The following is a 23510-nucleotide window of genomic DNA, read 5'->3' on the forward strand; positions in this document are numbered from 1 at the left end:
GCCGTGCGTCTTCTCGCCGTGCTTGTCTGCGCAATCGTTCTGCTCACCGCCTGTCAGCCGGCCGGCTCCGCCGAGCGCATCCCGGCGTCGGTCGCCGCCGCCGGCCACACCACCTACCCGTTGACGGTGCAGAACTGCGGCGTCCGCGTCACTTTCGACAAGCCACCCCAGCGCGCCGTGTCGCTGTACCAGGCCTCGACGGAGATCCTGTTGTCCCTCGGGCTGGCCGATCGGATGGTCGGTACCTCCACGTGGTTCGACCCGGTGTTGCCGAACCTGGCATCTGACAACGCACGGGTGCCCCGGCTCGCCGATAACGACCCGTCCCTGGAGACGGTGCTGGCCACCGAACCGGATCTGGTCACCTCGGCCAGCGCGCACACCTTCACCCCGGCGGTGGTGGCCGAGCGAACCCGGTTCGCCCAATTGGGTATTCCCACCTATCAGTCTCCGTCGGTGTGCACCGGCACCACCGTCGACGGTGAGACCGTGACGCGTACCGCGCCGCTTGAGATGGACACATTGTTCCGTGAGATCGAGGAACTGGCAGCCATTTTCGACGTGCCGCAACGCGGGACGGAACTGGTGGCCGAACTCAGGCGGCGGGTGGCGGCCGTGCCCGCGGTGACGGCGCCCCATCCGACGGTGGCGTTCTGGTTCTCCGGTCTGCGCACGCCGTACCTGGCGGGCTGCTGCTCGGCGCCGGGGATGTACGCGCGGGAACTCGGCGTCACCAACGTATTCGCCGACGCGCGGGAGGATTGGCCGGAGGTCAGCTGGGAGTCACTGGCCGACCGCGATCCCGACGTGCTGGTGTTGGCCGACCTGAACCGCCGGCGGGTGGACGGTGACGCACTGGATGCCAAACTCCGTTTCCTGGAATCCAATCCGGTCACCAGCAACCTGACGGCGGTACGCAACAAGCGCTACGTCGTGCTCACCGGGTCCGAACTGGATCCCGGTATTCGGCAGGTGCAGGCGGTCGAGCGGCTTGCCGCCGGGTTCGCGTCGGTCGGACCGGTGCGATGATCGGCCTGCGGTCGCTGGCCGTGTGCTCGGCGTTGCTGGTCGCCGGTTGTGGTCAGGCGGTGCCGGTGAGCGGACCCGTAGCGGTCCCGGGTTTCCCTCTGACGGTGCACAACTGCGGCCGGGACGTGGTGATCGACGCGCCGCCGGCGCGGGCGGTGTCGCTCAACCAGGGCTCCACCGAAATTCTGCTGTCGCTGGGCCTGGCCGACCGGGTGGTGGGCACCGCGACGTGGACCGACCCGGTCCGGGCCGACCTCGCGGCCGCCAATGCGCGCGTGCCCCGACTGGCGGCGAACGCACCGTCGCTGGAAACCGTGCTGGACACTGAACCCGATTTCGTCTCTGCCTCGTTCGCGGGAACCCTGGGCCCGGGTGGTGTCGCCGACCGTGGTGAGTTCGAAAAGATGAATTTGCCAACGTATCTGGCGCCAAGCGATTGTGTGGGCAAGGTCGCCGGCAGTGCGGACGGCGCCCGCACGCAACCGCTGGACATGTCTGCGGTCTACGGCGAGATCGGTGACCTGGCCCGGATCTTCGACGTCACCGATCGTGGGGACAAGCTGATCGGCGAACTGCGCCGGCGGATGTCGGCCGTTGCCGGCACCGCGGATGTCGACCTGGCTTTCTGGTTCTCCGATATCCGGGCGCCCTACTTCGCCGGCTGCTGCGGCGCCCCCGGCGTCATCGCCGCAACGGTCGGGGCCCGCAACGTGTTCGCCGACACCACCGACGAATGGCCGCAGGTGAGCTGGGAGGTGGTGGCCGACCGCGACCCGGACGCACTGGTGCTGGCCGACCTGAGCCGGCGCACCATCGACGGTGACTCCCTGGACGCGAAAATCCGTTTCCTGGAATCGAATCCGGTGACGTCACGACTGACCGCGGTTCGGGAGAAGCGTTACATCGTGGTCAACGGCGCCGACCTCAACCCATCCATCCGCACCGTCGACGGCGCCGAGAAGGTGGCGCAGCGACTGCGTGAACTCGGACTGGCGGCGGGCAGTTGACCTTGCGGATGCCGGCTTTGGTGGCGTTGTGGGTTGCCGGGGTGGTGCTGTTGCTGGTGTCGGCGGCGGTGGCCATCACGATCGGACCGGCCGCGCTGTCGGTGACCGACGTGTACCGGATCGTCGCCGAGCACCTGGGCGCGGGCGCGTCGGGAGCGACGCGCCTGCAGGACGGCATCGTCTGGCAGTTGCGGTTGCCGCGGGTGGCGCTGGCCGCGATCTGCGGTGTCGGCCTGGCCCTGTGCGGTGCCATTCTGCAGTCGTTGTTGCGTAACCCACTGGCCGACCCGTTTGTCCTCGGGGTCTCCTCGGGTGCGTCGACCGGCGCGGTGCTGATCGTCGTGCTGGGCGCGGGTGCAGGCGCGGTGTCGTTGTCCGGGGGCGCATTCGCCGGTGCCCTGCTGGCCTTCGCGGTGGTGCTGGTACTGGCCTACGCGGCCGGGGGCGGAACGGACCGGGTGGTGCTGGCGGGGGTCGCGGCGACTCAGTTGTTCTCGGCGCTCACCTCTTTCATCGTGCTGTCGTCCGCCGACGCGGAGCAGACCCGCGGTGTGCTGTTCTGGCTGCTGGGCTCACTGGCCGGGGTGAACTGGTCGGATGTGACGACATGCGGCCTGGTGGTTGCCCTCGGCCTGGCGTGCTGCCTGGGTTTGGGCCGCACACTCGACGCCTTCACCTTCGGCGACGACGCTGCCGTCACTCTCGGTGTCCCGGTGCGCAGGGCACGAATCGTCTTGCTGGTGGTGACCGCGCTGATCACTGCGGCCCTGGTCAGTGCTGCCGGCGCCATCGGGTTCGTCGGCCTGGTGTTGCCGCATGCTGCCCGGTTCTTCGTCGGTCCCGGACATCTGCGCCTGCTGCCGACCGTGGCGCTGCTGGGTGCGGTCTTCATGGTGTGGGTGGACACGTTGGCCCGCACCGTTTTCGCGCCGCAGGAGCTGCCCACCGGCGTGGTCACCGCGTTGCTGGGGGTGCCCGCCTTCGCGGTGATCCTGCTGCGCCGCAAGGGGGTGACCCGATGACGCTGCGAGCGATGGACGTCTCGTGGTCCCGGTCGGGGCGCTTGGTGCTCGATGGTGTCACGGTGGAACCCGAGCCCGGCAGCACGCTGGGACTGTTGGGGCCCAATGGGTCGGGGAAGTCGTCGCTGTTGCGTCTGCTGGCCGGGGTGGACCGGCCCGATGCGGGTGTGGTCGAACTCGACGGCGCGGTGATGGCGCGACTGCCGCGCCGGGCGGTGGCCCGCCGGGTGGCGATGGTCAGCCAGCACGCCGACACCGAGTTGCACATCACGGTGCGAGAGGTGGTCCGGCTGGGCCGCATTCCCCGTGCCGGGCTGCTCGGCGGTGGCCGGGAAACCGACCGCGCGGTGGCCGAGGTGCTCGCCGCTACCGGGCTGGCGGAGATGGCGGACAGGCACTGGCACACCCTGTCCGGCGGCGAGCGCCAGCGGGTGCAGATCGCCCGGGCGCTCGCGCAGCAACCGGATGAGCTGCTGCTCGACGAACCGACCAATCATCTGGACATCGCCCATCAACTCGAACTGCTCACGCTGATCCGCGATCTCGACATCACCACGGTGGTTGCGCTGCACGATCTCAACCTGGCCGCGATGTTCTGCGATCAGCTGGTGGTGCTGTCGTCGGGACGGGTGGTGGCCGCCGGGACGCCGGCCCGGGTGCTGACCGAACGTCTGGTGGCCGATGTCTACCGGGTGGATTGCCGCGTCACCGTCGACGACGGCCGTCCCACCGTCCGGTATACGGCCCCGCGCCGAGATCGACGTTGTGCCGGCGACGACTCGCACAAATGGGCCCAAAGGTGAGTTTGGGCGTAGTGAGAGCGGGGGAGTCAGGACCAGGAGAAGTCGGCGCGCAACCGTGCCGCAATCACCTCGAAGCGCTCCCGGTCCAGGATGGCGCCCTCGCGCCGGATGCCGTCCTCGGGAACGTCGAGCACCCGATCGAGGCGCACCCAACTGGGCCGGCCGTCGTAGTCCCAGCCGCCGGTGCCGATCGAGACCCACTGCCGGTTGTCTGCGTGATAGTCCTGGCTGGACAGCATCAGCCCGAGCAGCACGTTGCCGTCCCGGCCCACGACCAGCACCGGGCGGTCCTTGCCGCGGGTCGGGTCGTCCTCGTAGACCACCCAGGTCCACACGATCTCCCCGGGATCGGCCTGGCCGTCCAGATCGGGGGCGTAGACCACGCGCCGGGCGCGGTGCGCGGTGGGCACGCTCGCGCTGGTGACGGGCCGTCCCGCGGTGATGGCCTGGGGTTGCTTGGCGGCCGGTGCTCCGGCCAGCACGTCCAACCCGATCTTGATGCCCTGCTGCAGGACGCGTTCGGGAGTGGGCAATTGCCGGATCAGCTTGGGTGCCTCGTTGAAGACGAGATGCTCCGCGAACCTTTGGAAGGCTTTCCACTGGGACGCCATAGGGGTCAAGCATAGCCAGCGCCGGCCTGGCCCGATTGTGTCGCGACGGCCTCTGCTCGATACGCTGGGGATACCCAACGCGCCTCGACCAGGAGAAACCCAATCAGCAATTTCGCCGACAAGACGTTCACTGCGCCGGCGCAGATTCGGAACTTCTGCATCATCGCCCACATCGACCACGGAAAGTCGACGCTGGCGGATCGGATGCTGGGCATCACCGGCGTCGTCGCAGACCGCGACATGCGGGCCCAGTACCTGGACCGGATGGACATCGAGCGGGAACGCGGCATCACCATCAAGGCGCAGAACGTGCGGCTGCCGTGGGAGGTCAACGGGGAAGAATTCGTTCTGCACCTGATCGACACACCCGGCCACGTCGACTTCACCTATGAGGTGTCGCGTGCGCTGGAGGCCTGTGAGGGTGCGGTGCTGCTGGTCGACGCCGCCCAGGGCATCGAGGCGCAGACCCTGGCCAACCTCTACCTGGCGCTGGACCGCGATCTGACCATCATTCCGGTGCTCAACAAGATCGATCTGCCCGCCGCCGACCCGGACCGCTATGCCGGCGAGATCGCCCACATCATCGGCTGCGAACCTACCGACGTGCTGCGCGTCTCCGGCAAGACCGGCGAAGGCGTGCGCGAGCTCCTCGACGAGGTGGTCCGGCTGATCCCCGCGCCCGTGGGCGATGCCGACGCACCCGCGCGGGCGATGATCTTCGACTCGGTCTACGACATCTACCGCGGCGTGGTGACCTATGTGCGCGTGGTGGACGGCAAGCTCAGCCCCCGCGAGAAGATCAAGATGATGTCCACCGGCGCCACCCACGAGCTGCTGGAGGTCGGCATCGTCTCGCCCGAGCCCAAGGCCTCCGACGGTCTGGGCGTCGGGGAGGTGGGCTACCTGATCACCGGGGTGAAGGACGTCCGTCAGTCCAAGGTCGGTGACACGGTCACCTCGGCCCGGCACGGCGCCACCCAGGCGCTCACGGGCTACCGCGAACCGCGGCCGATGGTGTACTCCGGCCTCTACCCGGTGGATGGATCGGACTATCCGGTGTTGCGCGAAGCGCTGGACAAGCTGCAACTCAACGACGCCGCGCTGACCTATGAGCCGGAGACCTCGATCGCGCTGGGTTTCGGATTCCGGTGTGGCTTCCTCGGGTTGCTGCACATGGAGATCACCCGGGAACGGCTGGAGCGCGAGTTCAATCTGGACCTCATCTCCACCGCACCCAACGTGGTGTACCGGGTGGTCAAGGAGGACAACACCGAGCTCATCGTGACGAATCCGTCCATCTGGCCCGAAGGCAAGGTGCGCGCCGTCTACGAGCCGGTGGTCAAGACCACCGTCATCGCGCCCAGCGAGTTCATCGGCACCATCATGGAGCTGTGTCAGACGCGCCGCGGTGAGCTCGGCGGGATGGACTACCTGTCCCCGGAGCGGGTGGAGCTGCGCTACACCATGCCGCTCGGCGAGATCATCTTCGACTTCTTCGACTCACTGAAATCCCGCACCCGCGGCTACGCCAGCCTGGACTACGAAGAGGCCGGTGAGCAGGAGGCCGACCTGGTGAAGGTGGACATCCTGCTGCAGGGTGAGCCCGTCGACGCGTTCAGCGCGATCGTGCACAAGGACGGCGCGGCGGCCTACGGCAACAAGATGACCACCAAGCTCAAAGAGCTCATCCCGCGCCAGCAGTTCGAGGTGCCGGTGCAGGCGGCCATCGGGGCGAGAATCATTGCGCGTGAGAACATCCGGGCCATCCGCAAGGATGTGCTGTCCAAGTGCTACGGCGGTGACATCACCCGTAAGCGCAAGCTGCTGGAAAAGCAGAAAGAGGGCAAGAAGCGGATGAAGACCATCGGCCGGGTCGAAGTGCCGCAGGAAGCGTTCGTGGCCGCGCTGTCCTCCGATGCCGCGGCGGACAAGCCGAAGAAGTGACTGCGGCCGCGCCATCGGTCACAATGGCGCGGTGAACAGTGCCGTGAAACGTTGCCGCACCTTGCTGGCGGTGGCCGCCACGGTAGCCGGATGCATGCTGCTGAGCGGCTGCGTCAGCACCGTGAGCGGGCTGGCGGTACGCGATCGCACCGCGGCCCCCGTCGACGTGCCACCGCTGAAGGAATCCCAACTGGACAAGGTGCTGCTGACCGTCCGGGACATCAATTCGGCGATGGGTTCCAGCGATATGGAGATCACCAGCGAACTCGACCAGATGACCGACCATTCCCGGAACATCTCCGACCCGGACTGTCTGGGCGCCATCTATGGGGCTGAAGAACCGGTGTACGACGGCAGCGGTTGGACCTCGGTGCGCGACCAGGTGGCGCGCGAACCGGAGGAGGACAACCAGCACTGGGTGGAACAGACCGTGGTGCTCTACCCCGGCGCGGACAAGGCCCAGCGGTTCTGGGAGAAGTCCAAGGCGACCTGGAAGAAATGCAGCGGGTCGGCGGTGTCGGTCGACGACGGTCAGTCCACCTACACCTGGCAGCTGGACGACCTGGAAAACCAGGACCAGGTGATCACCCAGCGCACCACCCAGGAGGACGCCGGCGGCTGGGAATGCCAGCACGCCATGTCTTACGTGTCCAACGTGACCGTGGAAGCGTGGGCGTGTTCCTACGGCATCCAGGACGAGGCGGCGTCCATCGTCGCGACGATGGTGGCCAACGCCAGCAAGAAGAAGTAGCTCAGCCCAACGCGGTGTCGGTGCGATGCGGCGCGGGAACATTCATGCGCGAATTGTCGGCCGTTTCCGGCACTGCTGCAACAGCTTCGCGCAGCGATGTCGACCTCATCGCGAAGTGCGGCGGGTTATTCCTATTCTTTCGTGCTGAGCACAAATATCGGCTTTGCACACCACGGGTCATAACCTCCCGAGGTGTCGAAAGAACTGCACCTGTTGGCCTTCGGTAATACCCGGTCCGCCGGACCGTGGCGGCATCCGGACGCCGACAACAGCACCTCCGGTGTGCGCCGCCGCCTCATCCAGCACGCCCAGACGGCCGAGGCCGGTACCTTCGACGCGTTGTTCTTCGCCGACGGACTGAACCACGGACCACCGGCTACCTGGGCCTACAAGACTCCCGAGGATTTCGAACCGCTGACCGCCACGGCGGCACTGTCCTCGGTCACCGAGCGCATCGGGTTGGTCGTCACCGGTTCGGCCACCTTACAGCAGCCCTATCACCTTGCCCGCCAATTGCTCTCACTCGATCACCTCAGTGGCGGCCGGGCCGGCTGGAATCTGGTCACCAGCTTCGCGCAGGCCGCCGCGGACAACTTCAGTGCCAGGGGAGTGGTCGACCACGACGAGCGGTACGCCATCGCCGAAGAGGCGCTGGCGGTGGTGCGCAAGCTGTGGGACGGCTGGGGTGCGGACACCGTGATCGAAGACCGGGTGGCCGGAATCTTCCACGATGTCAGCAAGATCCGGCCCACCGAGCATCACGGCACATACTTCGACGTCAAAGGCCCACTCGGCGCGTCGCGCTCGGCGCAGGGCCAACCCGTGCTGTTCCAGGCTGGATCATCGGTCACCGGAAGGTCTTTCGCGGCCAAGCACGCCGAGGTCATCTTCACCAGCCACGGCAACCGTGCCCGCGCCCAGCAGTTCTACCGACAGATCGACCAGGAGTCGCGGAGTTTCGGGCGCACCCGGGCACCGCTGATCACGCCGTCCTTCCGGTATGTCATCGGTTCCACCGAGGATGAGGCACGCCGCGCCCAGCAGGATGAGTACGAGTACTTCAGCCCCGAATACCAGGCCGGTTGGTTGCTGGAGGTCGAGGTCGACGTCACCGGGGCGGACCTGGACGGACCGGTTCCCGCCTCGGCCTTCCCCGAGTCGACCCAGACCCACCAGACCGCGCTGGCCGGTTACCGAGCACTGGCCGCCGAGAGTGCCTCCGTGCGCGAGTTCCTGTACCGCACCGTCAATGGCTGGGGCGTCGGCGTGGTCGGCACACCGGAGCGGATCGCCGACGAGATCGAGGACTGGTTCACCGAAGGAGCGGCCGACGGGTTCGTGCTGCGCGACTCCGGTCTGCCGGGCCAGACCGAGTTGTTCGTCGAACAGGTGGTGCCGGTGCTGCGCAAGCGCGGACTGTTCCGGCACGAGTACGCGGGCAGTACGCTGCGGTCGCACCTGGGCCTCGAGGTGCCGACGAGGTGACCGAACCGTTCGTGCTGGCCGGGTTCACCATGTCGACGGTGTCGCATGGCAACTTCGGCCTCTGGCGCCACCCCGGAGACCAGACCGCTCGCTACACCGACCTGCGGTACTGGGTGGAATTGGCCCAGCTGCTCGACAGGGGTGGTTTCGATGCCCTGTTCATCGCCGACGCCGTCGGTCAGCTCGATGTGTTCGGCGGCAGCGCCGACGCCGCGCTGACCCGTGCGGTGCAAACGCCGGTGACCGATCCGCTGCTGGCCGTATCGGCGATGGCGGCGGCCACCGAGCATCTGGGCTTCGGCATCACGGTCTCCACCACCTATGAGAGCCCCTATCTGCTGGCCCGAAAGTTCAGCACGCTGGACCATCTCACCGGCGGCCGGATCGGCTGGAACGTCGTCACCTCGCTGCTGGACAGCGCGGCGCGCAACATCATCGGCCGGGACCGGCAGATCCCGCACGACGAGCGTTACGCCATCGCACAGGAATTCCTGGAAGTCACCTACAAATTGTGGGAGGGCTCGTGGGAGCCCGGTGCGGTGCTGCGCGACCGTGCGACCGGTGTCTATACCGACGCCACCAAGGTGCACCCGATCGGGCATGAGGGCCGGTACTTCAGCGTGCCGGGAGCTCATCTGGTCGAACCGTCGCCGCAGCGTACCCCGGTGCTTTTTCAGGCCGGAACATCGCCGGCGGGAAGGGAATTCGCTGCTCGCAACGCCGAGTTGGTCTTCGCCAGCGACCCCAGGCCCGACGTGTTGCGGGCCAATATCGACGATATCCGGCGCCGCGCGGTGGCCCACGGCAGGCGTCCGGACGCCGTCAAATTCCTCACCTCCGTCGAGATCGTCACCGACAGCACCGATGCGGCGGCTCAGGCCAAAGCCGCCGACCTGTCGCAGTATCACGACCTGGAAGCGGGGCTGGTGTTGCTCTCGGCCCTGTCCGGTGTGGACTGGTCCGAGTACGGGGTGGATCGCCCCATCGAACAGTTCGACACCGACGCCAGCCGCTCCATCCTCGCTGCGGTCGCCGACCCCGGTGCCCGCCGACGTATCACCTTGCGCGACTATGTCGGTGGGCTTGGCGGCTTCGGCGGTGAGCTGTTCGTCGGATCCGGACCGACCGTGGCCGACGCGCTGGAACGCTACGCCGAACGCACGGGCGTCGACGGTTTCAACATCGTCTATCACGTCACGCCGGGCAGCTTCGCCGATGTCGCGGAGCATCTGATCCCCGAGCTGCGCCGGCGCGGACGTGCGCGGGAGGCCGGCGGGCCGGCCACGTTGCGGCAGCGGATCTTCGGCACGGATTCCGCACTCCTGCCGCAGGATCACCCGGGAACCGCGTTCCGGCGGCAAAAAATCCCGTCGATTTGATCACTGACGCCGCCGACCATCCTGCGGCATCGTGACATTCGCATTACTTATTCGTTAATAGACTGCGTGTCAACGGGTTCCGTGACGCGCGGGGTAGAAAGGCAGGCATCATGTCGTCACCGACTCGGGTGGAGCTGGGCGGTCGCGCCCTGTCCTCCGCGGAAGGGCATGGGCTGGAACGCGATGCCCTGGGGTTCTGGGGCGTCTTCGCCCAGGGGCTGGCCGCGGCCGCGCCGAGCGTTGCGGTCGCTTCGGTGCCGTTCTCTCTCTTCCTCGCCGCCGGCACCGGTGCGGCCTGGGCCGTGATCGTGGGCCTGGTCATCACCGCCCTGATCGCCACCACCATCAGCTTCCAGGCCAGGCGCACGGTGTCGTCGGGCTCGCTGGGCACCTACACCGGCAACGGGCTGGGACCCGGCTTCGCGTACGCCGCCGGATTCAGCCTGCTGGTCGGTTACATCGGCTTCGCGACCACCGGCACCCTGGGCGGCGTGGTGTACCTCGACTCGTTCCTGGAATCCGTCGGATTGGGCTCGCAGGCAACGTGGTTCCGGCTGCTGCTGGTGGTGGTCATCGTCGGGTTGGCGACGTATCTGCCGTTCCGCGGTGTCTCCATCGCCGCCAGATACGAATTGGTCTTCGAACTCATCGCCATCGCCTCCATCCTGGTGATCATCGTCGCCGCCTATGTCGCCTACGGATTCCGGATCGACTGGGAGCAGTGGAATCCGGCGCACCTGGGCAACAGCGCCACCTTCATCGCGGCGGTCTCCGCGGTCGGTTCCTATGCCGGATTCGAGAGCGTGGCCTCCCTGGGCGCTGAAGCCAAAGACGCGCACCGCAGCATCGCCCGCTCGCTGCTGCGGGTGGTGCTGCTGCTCGGCGTGCTCTACATCATCGCCACCTACCCGCAGATCCTGTTCTTCGGCACCATCGACGGAGACAAGGCGATCCTGCCGCAGCTGGCCGATTCCACGGGGGTGTCGTGGGCCAACTACGTGGTGAGTGCCGCCGTGGCCGTCGCGTTCATCGTGTTCGTCACCGCCGTCACCACCGCCGCGGCGCGGTCGCTGTTCACCTTCGCCCACGAGGGTGCGCTGCCTTCGGCGCTGACCAAGGTGCACCCCAAGCACAAGACCCCCTGGGTGGGTATCGCGTTCATCGGGGTGCTGGGTCTGATCTTCTCGACGGTCGCCACCGTGAGCTCGGCCGGTCGCGTGGTGTTCGAGGTGTACGGCGGCTACGTGGCCAACTGGGGTTTCTTGACCAGCTACCTGCTGGTGGTCATCGCCACCCCGATCTGGCTGTACAAGATCAGAGCGCTGACGCCGTTGCGGCTCATCGTTTCTGCGGCGGCGGCCCTGGCGCTGGGGTACGTCTTCTTCAGCAACTTCTACCCGGTGCCCGACTTCCCGTTCAACATCCTGCCGCTGATCTTCGCCGGGATCCTGCTGGCCGGACTGATCTGGTACTGGTACCTCAAGCGCACCAACCCGGAGGTGGCGCGCCGCGTCGGCACCATCCAGACCCTGTCGGAAGCCGAACAGCAGCGTCTGGTCGACGAAGGCATCCTCGACGTCCTCGATCATCGGGCCGGTGCCGACGAAGATCCGGAGTCGTCGACTTTCCCCGTCGCTCCGCTCGCCTCGCCGTTTTCCCCCGTCGCTCCGCTCGCCTCGTCCGGGGAGAAGGAGCCGGTGGCTCCATGACGCTGGCCTACGCACGCAGCGTCGGCAGCTGGGCCGCTGCGACGGTGACGCCGCGGGACTTCGCGCAGATCGCCGACTTTCACGCGACGACGGTGGGTATCGCCGGACGCAAGTTCGCCGCCGACTCGCGCGATATCGCCGAACAACTCGGGGGTGCCTTTCCCGCCGCCGTCACGGCGGTGCGTGACGAAGCGCAGCGGGTGCGCGGGTACGCGGTACTGCACCAGCCGCACGGCCTGCAGCCGGAGATCTTGGCCGACTTCGTGTTCGACCCGGCCGCGCCGGCAGCATTGGTGGTCGACGTCGTCGAGCGCACGGTCGCGCGGTTCAACCGGGAAGCGGTGACGATCCCGGGCGCCTTCTTGCGCAGCTTCATCGGCGCCGATCAGCAGATCGCGCTCGACGCCTTGATCCGGAACGGCGCGAAGGAGGAAGGCCGGTTCATCCGCACCCGCAAGCCGCTCGACCAGGCGAACGCCGAGCAGCTGCACGCCCTGACGTTGCCCGGGCACACCCTGCTCAGCTGGTACGAAGTGGTCGACCGGGGACTCACCGAGCAGGTGCGCCGGCTACAGCACGACACCTTCCTCGAGCATTTCGGCAACATGTCGAAAACACCGGAGATCTTCGGTCACCACATCCAAAGCCGCGCATTCACACCGGATTTCAGCAATGCGGTGATCAACCCGGACGGCGACGTGGTCGGCTACGTGCTCGGCTCGACCTACAGTTACCTGACCGGCACCACTGAGGAGCGCAGTGCGCACACCGACTACATCGGCGTCCGCCGGGACCAGCGCAAGGCCGGTATCGGCGAGTTCCTGCTGCGCAAGATCTGGCTGGCGGCGCTGCGCCGGGGACTGGACCTCGCGTCCCTGGGCACCGATGTCAACAACGCGAGCAAGGCGCATCTGCTCTACCAGAGACTCGGCTACGTCGCCGTCGAGCATCAGTCCGCCTACCGCATCGACCCCGAAAGATCGGCCACATGACCACTGCCGCCACCTATCTGGACACGCCGACCGCGGACTTGGAGGAGTTGCGGGCACTGTTCGCGCCGGCTTTCCAGAAGATCGCCGAAGCCAACCTGGAGCGCGAGCGGGAACGCACGTTCCCACACGAGCAGGTGCGGTTGCTCAACGAGGCCGGATTCGGCACGCTGCGAATACCGCTGGCACACGGCGGTTTCGGAGCCTCACTGCAGCAGGTCTTCCTGCTGCTGGCCGACCTCGGCGAGGCCGACGCCAACGTGGCGCACATCTGGCGTAACCACCTGGCGTTCGTCGAAGACCGATTGAACGCGGCGGTGTCGGAGGCCAACGACATCTGGATCGACCGGTTTCGGGCCGGGCAGTTCGTCGGTGGAGGATGGACCGAAGCCAACAACGTCACCCTGGCGAATCTGGTGACCACGGTGTCGGCCGAGGAGGACCACTATGTGGTGACCGGCGCGAAGTTCTATGCCACCGGCAGCCTGTACGCCGAATGGCTCGACGTGCTGGGCCGCGGGGACGACGGCGAGCTGTTGACTGCGCTGGTGCGGGCCGAGGACCCCGGGGTCACCCTGACCGACGACTGGGATGGTTTCGGTCAGCGCACCACGGCCAGCGGAACCGCCCGCTACGAACGTGTGCGCGCCGAGCGGGGGGATGTGTTCCCGGCGGCCGAGCGGTTCCTCTACCAGGGGCACTTCTACCAGACCGCGATGCTGTCCGTGCTGACCGGAATCACCCGGGCGGCGCTGCGCGACGGGTCGGCCGCGCTCACCGGCCGCAAGCGCAACTATCCGCAGGGTCTCGCGGAGGTGCCCTCCGACGACGCGCAGCTGTTGGCCGTCATCGGGGAGGTGTCCGCCGACGCATTCGCCGCCGAGGCCGCGCTGGCCCGCGCGGGGGAAGCGCTGGACCGGATCGCCGGGGATACCGACGGCGCCAGGCGCCGCCTGATCGCGGCCGAGGTGGCGGTCACCCAGGCCCAACTCGTCATCATCGCGGCCGCGCTGCGGGCCACCACCACCATCTTCGACGCCCTCGGCGCGTCCGGGGTGTCCGAACAGCGTGGGCTGGACCGGCATTGGCGCAACGCGCGCACCCTGGCGTCACACAACCCGCGCGTGTACAAGGCGCGGATCCTGGGTGACTACCTGATCAACGGCAAGGACCCGGTGTCCAACCTGGCCGCGCTCGGGCGTGGGGGCCAGGGCAACTAGCCGACGCGCAGCACGGCCTTGCCGGGGACCTGCCGGTCCAGCAGGGCCTGTGCGGCCGCGGCGACGTTGTCCCATGAGTCGCGCAGGCCGATCTGGGGGTCGAGTTCACCGTCGGCGAGCAGGCCCAGCAGATACTGCAGATCGGCCTGGAACGGAGCCCGGACGGTGAACGGCTCCAACCGTTTCCGGTTACCAAGGCGGCGATGTGCCTCGAAGTCGATGGTGGTCGGTTCGTTGGATGCCATGCCGATCGACTGCACCGAGCCGCCGTCGGACACCAGGGCGAAGGCCTGCGCCAGCAGCGGGCCGCCGACGTTGTCGAGCACCCCGAACACCGGCTCGGTGACGCCGTCCAGTCCGATCACCACTTCGGCCGCACCCAGTTCGGGCAAGCCCTCGCCGCGCGCCGCGCTGCCGACGGCGGCCACGACATGGGCACCGGCCTTGGCGGCCAACTGCACCGCGAACCGGCCCACGCCTCCGGAGGCGCCGGTGATGAGCACGCGGCGGCCCACCACCGGCCCGAGGGCGCGCAGCGCCTGCAGCGCGGTCACACCGGCAACCGGAAGCGCCGCAGCCTCCTCGAATTCCACGAACTCCGGCAGCTCGGCCAGATTGGGGGTGTCCACCGCGCGGCGCTGCGCCCAGCCGGCTTCGCCGCCGAATCCGACCACCCTGGCGCCCACGCCCGGGCCGGAGCCATCGGCGGCGGCCCGCACCACCACGCCCGCACTGTCCCAGCCCGGCACCTCACCCGGTTTGCGCATCTGATCGATGAAGTGCACCTCGCCGAAGTTCAACGCGATGGCGTGCACGTCGATGACGGCTTGACCGGCATCTGGTACCGGCTCACCGACCTCACCGAAGCGCAGGTTGGCGGCAGCTTGCGGGTCGTACACGATGGCGCGCATGCTGTCGCGCAACAACGGTGCCAGCGGCGGTATTCCCGGGACGCCTATGGTGAGCGATGTGAGCGCGCAGGATCGCAGCCGCTGGGACGCGGTCTACGCAGAGCGTGAGCCCGCGTCCGAACCGGGACCGCCGGGCATCTTCGCGGGGTATCAGGCGGTGTTTCCCACCTCCGGGACGGCACTGGACATCGCCTGTGGACAAGGCGCGGCGGCGGTTTGGCTCGCACGTCGCGGCCTCGACACCCTCGGCGTCGATGCCTCGGCCGTCGCGGTCCAGCGGGCCCGCGTGCTGGCAGCGCAGGTGGGTGTGCCGGCACGGTTCACGGTCGCCGATCTCGACTCCGGCCTACCGCCCGGCCCACCCGCGGATGTCTTGCTGTGTCACCGTTTTCGCGATCCCCGGTTGTATCCCGGCATCGTCGAGCGACTTGCCCTCGGCGGGCTGCTGGCGATCTGTGTGCTCAGTGAGGTGGGCGGTGAGCCGGGTCCGTTCCGCGCCGCGGCAGGGGAACTCGGCACGGCGTTCGCGGTACTGGAACCGATTGCCGCGGGGGAGGGCGACGGGCAGGCTTGGTTGCTCGCCCGTGCTGCGGGATAGCGGTCGCACCCGGCCCACCCAGGAGGGCGGTGACAGTTTCAGCGCGAGCAGACACAGACTCCCGCTTGTCACGCCGAAAAAGCGGGAGTCCATGTCTGCTCGCGGATCAGGGTGAGCCCTCGGCGATCCGGCGTACCGCGCGCAGGAACACGTCGATCTCGTCGAACGTGTTGTAGAACGCGAACGACGGACGGACGGTGGCCTCCAAGCCGAGCCGGCGAAGGATGGGCTGTGCGCAATGGTGTCCCGCGCGCACCGCGATGCCCTCGGAGTTGAGCGCCTTGCCCACTTCCAGCGGTTCGTGCCCGGCCAGCACGAAGGACAGCACGCTGGCCTTCTCCTGCGCCGTGCCGACCAGACGCACCCCAGGGATGTCGGCCAGCCGCGGGGTGGCGTAGTCCAGCAACGCGTGCTCGTAGGCGGCAATGCGTTCGATACCTACCCGCTCCACGTACCGGATCGCCTCGCCCAGGCCCACCGCGTCGGCGATATTGCCGGTGCCGGCCTCGAACTTGTTCGGGATGCCTTGGTAGATGGCGCGATCGAGCGTGACGTCGGCGATCATGTTGCCCCCACCCTGCCAGGGTGGGGTTTCCGCGAGCGCGTCCTCGGTGCCGTAGAGCACGCCGATCCCGGTGGGTCCGAAGATCTTGTGCCCGGAGAACACGAAGAAGTCCGCGCCCAGTGACTGCACATCGATCGGAACATGCGGGATGGACTGCGCGCCGTCGATGAGCACCCGCGCGCCGTAGCGATGCCCGAGTTCGACGATCTTGTCCACCGGGGTCACCGTGCCCAGTGCGTTCGAGACATGCGTGGCCGCGACCAGCTTGGTCTTCGGTCCCAGCAGCTTCTCGAACTCGCCCAGCAGCAGGTTGCCCGCGTCGTCCACCGGGGCCACCTTCAGCACCGCGCCGGTTCGCTGCGAAATAAGCTGCCAGGGAACAATATTGGCGTGGTGCTCGAGGTGGGTGATGACGATCTCGTCGCCGGGGCCCAGATGTTTGCCGCCCCACGAATAGGCCACCAGGTTGATCGCCTCGGTGGTACCGCGCACGAAAATGATCTGCTCGGACCGCGGTGCCCCGATGAACCGGCGCACCGCTTCGCGGGCATCCTCGTATGCGTCGGTGGCACGGGCCGCCAACTCGTGCGCCGCACGATGGATGTTGGAGTTCTCGTGCGCGTAGAAGTAGGCCAGCCGGTCGATCACCGACTGCGGCTTCTGAGTGGTCGCCGCGTTGTCGAACCAGATCAGCGGTTTGCCGTTGACGGTTTCGGCCAGGATCGGGAAGTCCGCGCGAATCGCGTTGACATCGAAGATCTCGTGGTCGTCGCGGATGGACGGAACCGGCTCGGCCGCAGGGGGTTGCAGGAAGTAGTAGCCACCCGCATCCTCGGAAGCCGGTGCGGCACCCGTCCATCCGAGATCGGGCACCTCCGGCACCGCACCCGGCCAGACCGGTGCGTTACCGCGGGGCGCGGGGGGAGCCGACGGCGGGGCCGCCAGCACACCCGGTGCCGTCGGGACAAGATTGGCCGGCACCGCGAACGCCTCCAGCCCACCGAACGGCAACACCGGGCTCACCGCGTTACCGCGCGGCGCCACCGGTGCGATACCCGGCGGAATGCCTTCGGGCCCGGGCGATGTCGGCGCCGGACTGTTGACTTCCGGAACCGACACGAACTCGGCCGGCGTGCCGGGATGGGCCAGACCCGCCGCGGTGGCAGCAGCCGACGAGGCGGTGGAGACGTCCGGCGCGACACCGCGCGGGGCCACTTGCGTGGTCGCCGGAGGACTGTCGGGACCGGGTCGGATGCTGGTGGCGAACAGCTGGGTGGCCAACGCCGACAGCTCGGCTTCGCTTATCGGCAGGTCACTTTCAGCGTCGAGCGAGCGATACTCCGCACCGTCACTTGTACTCATGGAACTGGTCCACTGCGACGTCGTCGAGCACGGCAAGTGCATCGTCGGTGAGCACTGCCAGCGACGAGTACAGGGTGACCAGGTACGACGCGATCGCGGAACGATTGATTCCGGTGAACCGCACCGACAGTCCCGGGGCCTGTTCGCCGACCAGCCCCGGCTGGAACAGGCCGACCACACCCTGGCGCTCCTCACCGGTGCGGACCAGGATGAACTTGGTCTTGGAATCCTCGACCGGCACCTTGTCGCTGGGCACGATCGGGATACCGCGCCAGGTGATGAACTGGGCGCCGAACAGGCTCACCACTGGCGGCGGAACCCCGCGCCGAGTGGCTTCCCGGCCGAACGCGGCCACACCCAGCGGATTGGTCAGGAAGAACGCGGGTGTCTTCCACACCTTGGTGATCAGCGAATCCAGATCGTCCGGTGTGGGGGTACCCCGGCGGGTGGAGATGGTCTGCTCCGGGGTTACCTGAGACAGCAGGCCGTACTCCGGGTTGTTGACCAGCTCGTACTCCTGGCGCTCCTTGATGGTCTCGATGGTCAGCCGCAGCTGCTGGGCCACCTGATCGTGCGGGCTCGAATATAGGTCCGACACCCGGGTGTGCACGTCGAGCAGCGTTGAGATGGACCGCAGCGTGTACTCCCGCGGGCTGGTCTCATAGTCGACGTAGGTCTCGGGCAGCGGCGCGTCGGTGCCCGCCCCCTCGTCGGCGTGGATGGCCACCTGTTCCGGGTTGACCACCCGGTTGACGCGGTAGATACCGGCCTCCACGGGCACCCAGCTGAGCAGGTGCAGCAGGAACCTTGGCGTGATGGTCGACAGTTGCGGAACTGTCTTGGTGGCATTGGCAAGTTGCCTGGCGGCACTGTCGCCTAGCGCCTGTGATTCATTCTGGGCAGACGTCATGGTGCTACCTCCGACGGGGTTCTGTTGTGGGATGCGGCGGCCACGTTACGGCCAATTGGGGGTCGGCACATGGTTAGCACGCATCGAGAGGGAAAAGTCCTCGGTACCTGGTGTGGGTGGCGTTCTCGACGGTTTGCCGTATGGTGGGGCCCATGGTTCACGACGCGAGGATGCGCTGCGGTATCGCGCGCGTTGTCGTCGTGCTCTGTTGTTGTTGTTGATTTTCTGACGCCGGCCCTTCGCGTGTCTACCCGCCCTTCTCTGGCGGTGCCTGGATGCGCGCTCTCCACAGCCACCAGAAAGCCAACGCACGATGACCGTCCTGTCTCCGCTTGTTTCCCCGCGCCGCGCCGTCGCGGTGCGTCGCGTCATCCGCCGCGACGCCGAGATCACCAAGATGACCCGGTACCGCGCCGGCACCTACTCGCCGACCGTCGACACCGTCGTGTTCGCCGACGGGACCGCTGCGCGCACCGACCTGATCAGGCTCAACCCCAACATCGATGCGTATTCGCTGGACTTTCTGGGGGTGGCGCCCACGCGTCCGTCGCGCTACCGGCCGGCCAATTGGTCCGCCGTGCCCAACGTCGCGGCCAGGGCATACGAGGCCGAAGTCGACTGGATCATCCGCAACTCCTTCCCGACCCTGGGTACCGCCGAACTGAGCCGGCGGGTGCAGGCGGCGGGATACCGGCTGGGCGGTGCGCACCTTGCCGAGCACGAGGCGATCGCGGCGACGCAGGCGGCGATCTGGTACTTCACCAACGGGCTCGCGCTGGACAACCGGCCGCTCAACGTGCCGGTGGCCGTTGGCCGCGAGCGCGACGGCATCACCTTCGAGTTCGACGGTGAACCCCAATTGGGCAGCTACACAGTCGAACTCAGCACCGATGCGCCCGCCTCGCTGGTGTTGCAGAAGTCGGCGGACGGCCGCACTTGGCGCGATGTCGCCGGTTCGGAGCTGAATGTGGACTCCGGCGCCGGGCGGCACCGCACCACCCTGGGTGTGGGCGCGACCACCTCGGGCACCCGGCCCGGGCGTAGGCATCGCGGATACCGGCACTACCGGTTGCAGGTGATTGCCGGCGCGGGCGCACTCGAGATCGACGAGGTGACGTTCTCGCTCGCCGGCTCCGGCACCTACCGCAACAACGACCGCGTCGTCGCGCTGTACGACTATCTGCGGGCCGGCGCGGACACCGCCCGGCGCCTGACCGTGGTGCCCAGGCTCACCGCCGACCGCGCGGTGCTGGACGCCGACGGCGTGTTGGGGCCGTTCCGCTTCGATGCGACCGACACCGCGGCACTGACGGTGACCGGCGCCGCCCTGGTCGACCGGGCCGGCACCCGCATCGACGGGCCGGTCGCGCCCGGGCGTGAGATCTACCTGCGTCCGGCCGGCCACCGCGGTGCCATCGTGGTGACCGCGAGTGTCCCTGCCGCATCCGACGGAATCGGCGGCAGGGTCATCACCGGCGTGGCCTATGACGATGACCGGCTGACGCCGGTCGCGCTGGCGGTGCCGACGCCGACCGTGATCGACTTCGAGATCAGCTACCAGGCCTAGCCGGGCGCGTTCGCCGGCTGGAACACCCCGGTGCTGTCGGCTTCCTCCTCGGCCCGGATGACGTGCACCACCGCGTTGATCAGCGCCAGGTGGGTGAACGCCTGCGGGAAGTTGCCCAGGTGGCGCCCGGTGCGCGGCTCGATCTCCTCGGCGTACAGGTGCAACGGGCTGGCGAAGGACAGCAACCGCTCACACAGATGCTTGGCCCGGCTCACCTCACCGATCTCGACCAGCGCGGACACCAGCCAGAACGAGCAGATGGTGAAGGTGCCTTCCTCGCCGGACAGCCCGTCGTCGGTCTCCTCGACGCGGTAACGCAACACCAGACCCTCTTCGGTGAGCTCATCGGCGATGGCCAGCACGGTGGCCCGGATGCGCGGATCGTCGGACGGCAGGAACCGGGTCAGCACCGCCAGCAGCAGCGAGGCGTCCAGCGCGTCATCGCCGTAGCGCTGGGTCAGCACGCCACGGGAATCCACCCCATGCGCCAGGATGTCGGCCTTGATCTCCTCGGCGACTACGCGCCACTGCTGGGCGTAGGACTTCTCGCCCTGCAGTTCGGCGAGCTTGGAGCCGCGGTCCAGGGCCACCCAGCACATGATCTTGCTGGACGTGAAGTGCTGCGGTTCGCCACGCACCTCCCAGATGCCGCGGTCTGGTTCCTTCCAGTGCTTGATGGCCTCCTCTACCTGGCTTTTCAGGACAGGCCATAGCATTTCGGGGATCTGCTCGCGGGATTTGGCGTGCAGGTACACCGAGTCCAGCATGGTGCCCCAGATGTCGTGCTGCATCTGGTTGTAGGCGCCATTGCCGATACGGACGGGCCGGGCGTCGTCGTAACCGGACAGGTGGTGCAGCTCGTCCTCGACGAGGCTACGTTCCCCGCCGACGCCGTACATCACCTGCAGCGGGTGGCGTTCGCCGTTGTTGGCCCCGGACACGTCGGCGATGAAGGAGAAGAAGTCATCGGCCTCGCGGTCCAGGCCCAGCGTGTACAGGCCCCACAACGCGAATGTGGAGTCCCGAATCCACGAGTAGCGGTAGTCCCAGTTGCGTTCGCCCTGAGGCGTTTCGGGCAACGACGTCGTCGGCGCCGCCAGCAGGGCGCCGGTGGGCGAGTAGGTCAGCCCCTTCAGCGTAAGGGCGGACCGCTGCAGATACGAGCGCCAGGGATGGTCGGGGAAGTCGCCGATGTTGATCCACTGACGCCACGACTCGCTGGTCTTCCACATCTTGTCCGACGCCTCTTCGAAGGTCTGCGGCGCCGGATGTTTCGACCAAGACAGCGCGACGAAGACGTTGTCACCTTCGGTGAGCCGGGTACGGGCCCGGGCTTCATGCCCCTCCAGGCCGATGCGCAGGTTGGTGGTCAAGCGCAGGGTGGGGTGGGCCTCGGGGTCCTTGTGGGAGCGGGCTATCGCTTCGCCGTAGGCGGCGGCCGAGTACTCCCACGTCGCCGCCTGACGGCCGTAGTCGAACGACGGTTCGCAGTTCATCACCAACTCGACCACCCCGGAGACACAGCGCACGGTGCGCAGCAGGATGTGTTCGGCATCCCAGTCCATCGGGGTGCGACGGTGGGTGCGCGAGCGCGCGTCGATGTCGTGCCAGGGCCCCATCACCAACGCGTCGCGCACGATCATCCAGCCGGTATGGGTCTGCCAGGTGGTCTCCATGATCAACGACCCGGGCAGGTAACGCCGCGCCGAGGGGACGCTGACGCCGTAGGGGGCGAGCCGGAAGTGCCCGGCGCCGCGGTCCAGGATGGCGCCGAACACGCTGGGCGAATCCGGGCGCGGCACGCACATCCATTCCACCGAGCCGGCCGCCGAGATCAGGCAGGTGTTCTCGCAGTCGGAGAGAAACGCGTAGTCCGCGATCGGCGGAAACGGGTTGCGCAACGCTCCACCGGCCGTCACGTACGGAACGGGTGCGGTGACGGATAGCGGCGCGTCGTGATCGGTGTGTTCCAGGACCATGCCGGACATCATCGACCGCCGAGCGGCCCGCCGTCCACCGGTAGGGGGTTGGCGGTTCATCGCCGGGCGAACGCCGGGACGTGCTCGGGAAGCGGCCCGATCGCGACGCCATAGCCGGCGATGCTGCCCAGCAACGGAATCCGGTCGAAGGCCCGGACGGCCGCCGGTGCGGATGTGACGCCACCATTGACCGCCTTCGCGATCACGTTGGCGTGGATGGCGCGCTGGACACCCTGGATCAACGCGGTCGGGACCCAGCGCCGGGCCTGCACCCTGGCCAGCTCCCGGGTGGGCACCCGGCCGGTGCGCAACGGCCCGGCCAGTATCCGGCCGGCCGCCACCGCATCGGCGACGGCCAGGTTGATCCCGACCCCGCCGACCGGTGACATCGCATGCGCGGCATCGCCGATCAGCAGCAGACCGTCGGTGTACCAGCGGCGCAGTCGGTTGAGCTGTACATCGAGCAGTTTCACTTCGTCGAAGCTCGCGAGCGTGGCGATCCGGTCGGCAAGCCACGGCACCAGTTCCGTCGCGGCCCGGTGCAGGGCGCCGATCCCCTCGGCGCGCAGCCGGGCGTCGCTGCCCTTGGGGATGACGTAGGCGCACTGGAAGTAGTCACCCCGGTCGATGGCGATCATCATGTGGCCCGTCCCCAGCACGCCGGCCAGGCCCGGTGGATCATCCTGGGAGCGCGGTAGCCGGAACCACCAGACATCCATCGGTGCCCCGAAATTTCTGGGTACCAGGCCCATTTCGTCGCGCAGCGTCGAACCGCGGCCGTCACAGGCGACCGTCAGATCGGCGTGCATCTCGCGGATCGCACCGTCGGCGGCGCGGTAGCGCACACCGGTCACCACATCCGCCGTGCGCATCGGACCGAGCACCTCGGTGCTGCGCAGCAGGGTGAACGAGGGCTCCCGGTTAGCCGCCGAAGCCAGCAGTTCCAGGAAGTCCCACTGCGGCACCAGCGCGATGTGCTTGTGCCGTCCCGGAAGATGACGCAGGTCGATGCTCACCGGGGTGCCCTGTACCGACATCGAGATGGACTCGATCAGCCGGTGCGGCACTGCCGCGAAGGCGTTGCCCAGCCCCAGTTCATCCAGGTTGCGCAAGGTGCTGGCATGCACGGTGTCGCCGCGGAAGTCACGCAGGAAGTCGGCGTGCTTCTCCATCACGGTCACGTCCACACCGGCGCGGGCCAGCAGCAGGCCCAGCATCATTCCTGCCGGTCCACCCCCGGCGATCAGGCATCCGGTGCGTTCTGGGGTTGTCGGCATGGACTCATGGTGGCACTACTGTGGTCGGAATGGACGGGATCCTGAGCTGGTGGGACGGCGTCGAGTTGTGGCTGTCCGGGCTGGGCTTCGTCGCGCAGACGGCGGTGGTGATGCCGGTCGTGCTGGCGCTGGCCTACGGCATCGCGGTGGTGCTCGACGGCGCCCTGGGCAACACCATCAAAGTGCTGAGCAAGGCCCGTCATCAGGAAGAGGATCCGCAGTGAATCAGATGCCCCGGTCGCGGGTCACGCTCATCCTGCTCGTCCTCGTCGCGCTGGTGCTGGTGACCTGGTACTTCACCCGCTGACGCGGTCTGGGACACACTCGTACGGCGGGCTGAGCCGATTCTGTTAGGCTTCGCGCCATGCACGCAGTGTCCGGCAGCATGACGA

19 protein-coding genes and 1 pseudogene are annotated in these 23510 nt (G+C 67.8%); 14 read left to right on the forward strand and 6 right to left on the reverse strand.

Features of this window, described 5'->3' with window-relative positions:
* Positions 1–3 precede the first annotated feature (3 nt).
* Genes ACXPWS_RS10930 through ACXPWS_RS10945 form a run of 4 tightly spaced genes read left to right on the forward strand, consistent with a single transcriptional unit; the run spans position 4 to position 3861 of the window.
* Positions 4–1029 (forward strand): ABC transporter substrate-binding protein, encoded by a 1026-nt coding sequence (locus ACXPWS_RS10930; RefSeq protein ID WP_458712445.1) that lies wholly within the window; start codon positions 4–6, stop codon positions 1027–1029.
* The gene (locus tag ACXPWS_RS10935) at positions 1026–2036 is read left to right on the forward strand and encodes an ABC transporter substrate-binding protein (RefSeq protein WP_458712446.1); all 1011 of its coding nucleotides are present in this window, start codon (positions 1026–1028) and stop codon (positions 2034–2036) included. The genes ACXPWS_RS10930 and ACXPWS_RS10935 overlap by 4 nt, the downstream gene beginning before the upstream one ends.
* A gap of 8 nt (positions 2037–2044) precedes the next feature.
* Positions 2045–3058, forward strand: a complete 1014-nt coding sequence (locus ACXPWS_RS10940; protein WP_458712447.1) for a FecCD family ABC transporter permease — start codon at positions 2045–2047, stop codon at positions 3056–3058.
* Positions 3055–3861, forward strand: a complete 807-nt coding sequence (locus ACXPWS_RS10945) for an ABC transporter ATP-binding protein (RefSeq protein ID WP_458712448.1) — start codon at positions 3055–3057, stop codon at positions 3859–3861. The genes ACXPWS_RS10940 and ACXPWS_RS10945 overlap by 4 nt, the downstream gene beginning before the upstream one ends.
* Before the next feature lie 26 nt (positions 3862–3887).
* Here the strand turns inward: ACXPWS_RS10945 and ACXPWS_RS10950 are convergent, their stop codons facing one another.
* Positions 3888–4472: a type II toxin-antitoxin system PemK/MazF family toxin gene (locus ACXPWS_RS10950; protein ID WP_458712449.1), complete on the reverse strand. Its 585-nt coding sequence runs from the start codon at positions 4470–4472 to the stop codon at positions 3888–3890.
* Positions 4473–4524: 52 nt separating this feature from the next.
* On the opposite strand from ACXPWS_RS10950, the pseudogene lepA reads away from it, so the two are divergent.
* The 7 genes and pseudogenes from lepA to ACXPWS_RS10985 all read left to right on the forward strand — a co-directional run bounded on the left by lepA (position 4525) and on the right by ACXPWS_RS10985 (position 13949).
* Positions 4525–6416: pseudogene (gene lepA / locus ACXPWS_RS10955) on the forward strand (translation elongation factor 4).
* Between the two features lie 31 nt (positions 6417–6447).
* On the forward strand, positions 6448–7167 hold the full coding sequence (locus ACXPWS_RS10960) for a sensor domain-containing protein (RefSeq protein WP_458712450.1): 720 nt from the start codon (positions 6448–6450) through the stop codon (positions 7165–7167).
* Positions 7168–7359: 192 nt separating this feature from the next.
* Positions 7360–8652: an NtaA/DmoA family FMN-dependent monooxygenase gene (locus ACXPWS_RS10965; protein WP_458712451.1), complete on the forward strand. Its 1293-nt coding sequence runs from the start codon at positions 7360–7362 to the stop codon at positions 8650–8652.
* Positions 8649–10031 carry an LLM class flavin-dependent oxidoreductase gene (locus tag ACXPWS_RS10970; protein ID WP_458712452.1) on the forward strand — a complete coding sequence of 461 codons (1383 nt, stop codon included), beginning with the start codon at positions 8649–8651 and terminating at the stop codon, positions 10029–10031. The genes ACXPWS_RS10965 and ACXPWS_RS10970 overlap by 4 nt, the downstream gene beginning before the upstream one ends.
* Positions 10032–10141: 110 nt before the next feature.
* A complete protein-coding gene (locus ACXPWS_RS10975) occupies positions 10142–11740 on the forward strand; it encodes an APC family permease (protein WP_458712453.1) in 1599 nt (532 codons plus the stop codon).
* Positions 11737–12732 carry a GNAT family N-acetyltransferase gene (locus ACXPWS_RS10980; RefSeq protein WP_458712454.1) on the forward strand — a complete coding sequence of 332 codons (996 nt, stop codon included), beginning with the start codon at positions 11737–11739 and terminating at the stop codon, positions 12730–12732. The genes ACXPWS_RS10975 and ACXPWS_RS10980 overlap by 4 nt, the downstream gene beginning before the upstream one ends.
* Complete coding sequence (locus tag ACXPWS_RS10985) at positions 12729–13949, forward strand: acyl-CoA dehydrogenase family protein (protein ID WP_458712455.1); 1221 nt, start codon at positions 12729–12731, stop codon at positions 13947–13949. Before ACXPWS_RS10980 ends, ACXPWS_RS10985 begins: the two co-directional genes overlap by 4 nt.
* Here ACXPWS_RS10985 and ACXPWS_RS10990 read toward each other — a convergent pair.
* Complete coding sequence (locus ACXPWS_RS10990; RefSeq protein WP_458712456.1) at positions 13946–14860, reverse strand: zinc-binding dehydrogenase; 915 nt, start codon at positions 14858–14860, stop codon at positions 13946–13948. The genes ACXPWS_RS10985 and ACXPWS_RS10990 overlap by 4 nt on opposite strands.
* A gap of 46 nt (positions 14861–14906) precedes the next feature.
* Between ACXPWS_RS10990 and ACXPWS_RS10995 the strand changes: the two genes are divergently transcribed.
* Positions 14907–15458 (forward strand): class I SAM-dependent methyltransferase, encoded by a 552-nt coding sequence (locus tag ACXPWS_RS10995; protein ID WP_458713494.1) that lies wholly within the window; start codon positions 14907–14909, stop codon positions 15456–15458.
* Between the two features lie 106 nt (positions 15459–15564).
* Here the strand turns inward: ACXPWS_RS10995 and ACXPWS_RS11000 are convergent, their stop codons facing one another.
* Both ACXPWS_RS11000 and ACXPWS_RS11005 read right to left on the reverse strand, forming a co-directional pair.
* Positions 15565–17385: a family 2A encapsulin nanocompartment cargo protein cysteine desulfurase gene (locus ACXPWS_RS11000; RefSeq protein ID WP_458712457.1), complete on the reverse strand. Its 1821-nt coding sequence runs from the start codon at positions 17383–17385 to the stop codon at positions 15565–15567.
* Positions 17372–18295: a family 2A encapsulin nanocompartment shell protein gene (locus ACXPWS_RS11005; RefSeq protein ID WP_458712458.1), complete on the reverse strand. Its 924-nt coding sequence runs from the start codon at positions 18293–18295 to the stop codon at positions 17372–17374. Before ACXPWS_RS11005 ends, ACXPWS_RS11000 begins: the two co-directional genes overlap by 14 nt.
* A 313-nt stretch (positions 18296–18608) precedes the next feature.
* On the opposite strand from ACXPWS_RS11005, the gene ACXPWS_RS11010 reads away from it, so the two are divergent.
* Positions 18609–19862, forward strand: a complete 1254-nt coding sequence (locus ACXPWS_RS11010) for a thioester domain-containing protein (RefSeq protein ID WP_458712459.1) — start codon at positions 18609–18611, stop codon at positions 19860–19862.
* Here ACXPWS_RS11010 and ACXPWS_RS11015 read toward each other — a convergent pair.
* Together ACXPWS_RS11015 and ACXPWS_RS11020 are read right to left on the reverse strand one after the other, a co-directional pair.
* Positions 19859–21841: a glycoside hydrolase family 15 protein gene (locus ACXPWS_RS11015; RefSeq protein ID WP_458712460.1), complete on the reverse strand. Its 1983-nt coding sequence runs from the start codon at positions 21839–21841 to the stop codon at positions 19859–19861. The genes ACXPWS_RS11010 and ACXPWS_RS11015 overlap by 4 nt on opposite strands.
* A gap of 56 nt (positions 21842–21897) precedes the next feature.
* A complete protein-coding gene (locus tag ACXPWS_RS11020) occupies positions 21898–23118 on the reverse strand; it encodes an FAD-dependent oxidoreductase (protein ID WP_458712461.1) in 1221 nt (406 codons plus the stop codon).
* A gap of 29 nt (positions 23119–23147) precedes the next feature.
* Between ACXPWS_RS11020 and ACXPWS_RS11025 the strand changes: the two genes are divergently transcribed.
* On the forward strand, positions 23148–23342 hold the full coding sequence (locus ACXPWS_RS11025) for a hypothetical protein (protein WP_458712462.1): 195 nt from the start codon (positions 23148–23150) through the stop codon (positions 23340–23342).
* Positions 23343–23510: the final 168 nt, after the last annotated feature.

Source organism: Mycobacterium sp. BMJ-28, assembly GCF_054404835.1.

What these genes read in the sequence shown, in the direction of transcription:
- ACXPWS_RS10975 (WP_458712453.1), top strand. Translation starts at nt 10,142, where the DNA reads ATGTCGTCACCGACTCGGGTGGAGCTGGGCGGTCGCGCCCTGTCCTCC.
- ACXPWS_RS11005 (WP_458712458.1), bottom strand. Translation starts at nt 18,295, where the DNA reads ATGACGTCTGCCCAGAATGAATCACAGGCGCTAGGCGACAGTGCCGCC.
- ACXPWS_RS10950 (WP_458712449.1), bottom strand. Translation starts at nt 4,472, where the DNA reads ATGGCGTCCCAGTGGAAAGCCTTCCAAAGGTTCGCGGAGCATCTCGTC.
- ACXPWS_RS11000 (WP_458712457.1), bottom strand. Translation starts at nt 17,385, where the DNA reads ATGAGTACAAGTGACGGTGCGGAGTATCGCTCGCTCGACGCTGAAAGT.
- ACXPWS_RS11020 (WP_458712461.1), bottom strand. Translation starts at nt 23,118, where the DNA reads ATGCCGACAACCCCAGAACGCACCGGATGCCTGATCGCCGGGGGTGGA.
- ACXPWS_RS10985 (WP_458712455.1), top strand. Translation starts at nt 12,729, where the DNA reads ATGACCACTGCCGCCACCTATCTGGACACGCCGACCGCGGACTTGGAG.
- ACXPWS_RS10995 (WP_458713494.1), top strand. Translation starts at nt 14,907, where the DNA reads ATGGTGAGCGATGTGAGCGCGCAGGATCGCAGCCGCTGGGACGCGGTC.
- ACXPWS_RS10990 (WP_458712456.1), bottom strand. Translation starts at nt 14,860, where the DNA reads ATGCGCGCCATCGTGTACGACCCGCAAGCTGCCGCCAACCTGCGCTTC.
- ACXPWS_RS11015 (WP_458712460.1), bottom strand. Translation starts at nt 21,841, where the DNA reads ATGGTCCTGGAACACACCGATCACGACGCGCCGCTATCCGTCACCGCA.
- ACXPWS_RS10945 (WP_458712448.1), top strand. Translation starts at nt 3,055, where the DNA reads ATGACGCTGCGAGCGATGGACGTCTCGTGGTCCCGGTCGGGGCGCTTG.
- ACXPWS_RS11025 (WP_458712462.1), top strand. Translation starts at nt 23,148, where the DNA reads ATGGACGGGATCCTGAGCTGGTGGGACGGCGTCGAGTTGTGGCTGTCC.
- ACXPWS_RS10935 (WP_458712446.1), top strand. Translation starts at nt 1,026, where the DNA reads ATGATCGGCCTGCGGTCGCTGGCCGTGTGCTCGGCGTTGCTGGTCGCC.
- ACXPWS_RS10980 (WP_458712454.1), top strand. Translation starts at nt 11,737, where the DNA reads ATGACGCTGGCCTACGCACGCAGCGTCGGCAGCTGGGCCGCTGCGACG.
- ACXPWS_RS10940 (WP_458712447.1), top strand. Translation starts at nt 2,045, where the DNA reads ATGCCGGCTTTGGTGGCGTTGTGGGTTGCCGGGGTGGTGCTGTTGCTG.
- ACXPWS_RS11010 (WP_458712459.1), top strand. Translation starts at nt 18,609, where the DNA reads ATGACCGTCCTGTCTCCGCTTGTTTCCCCGCGCCGCGCCGTCGCGGTG.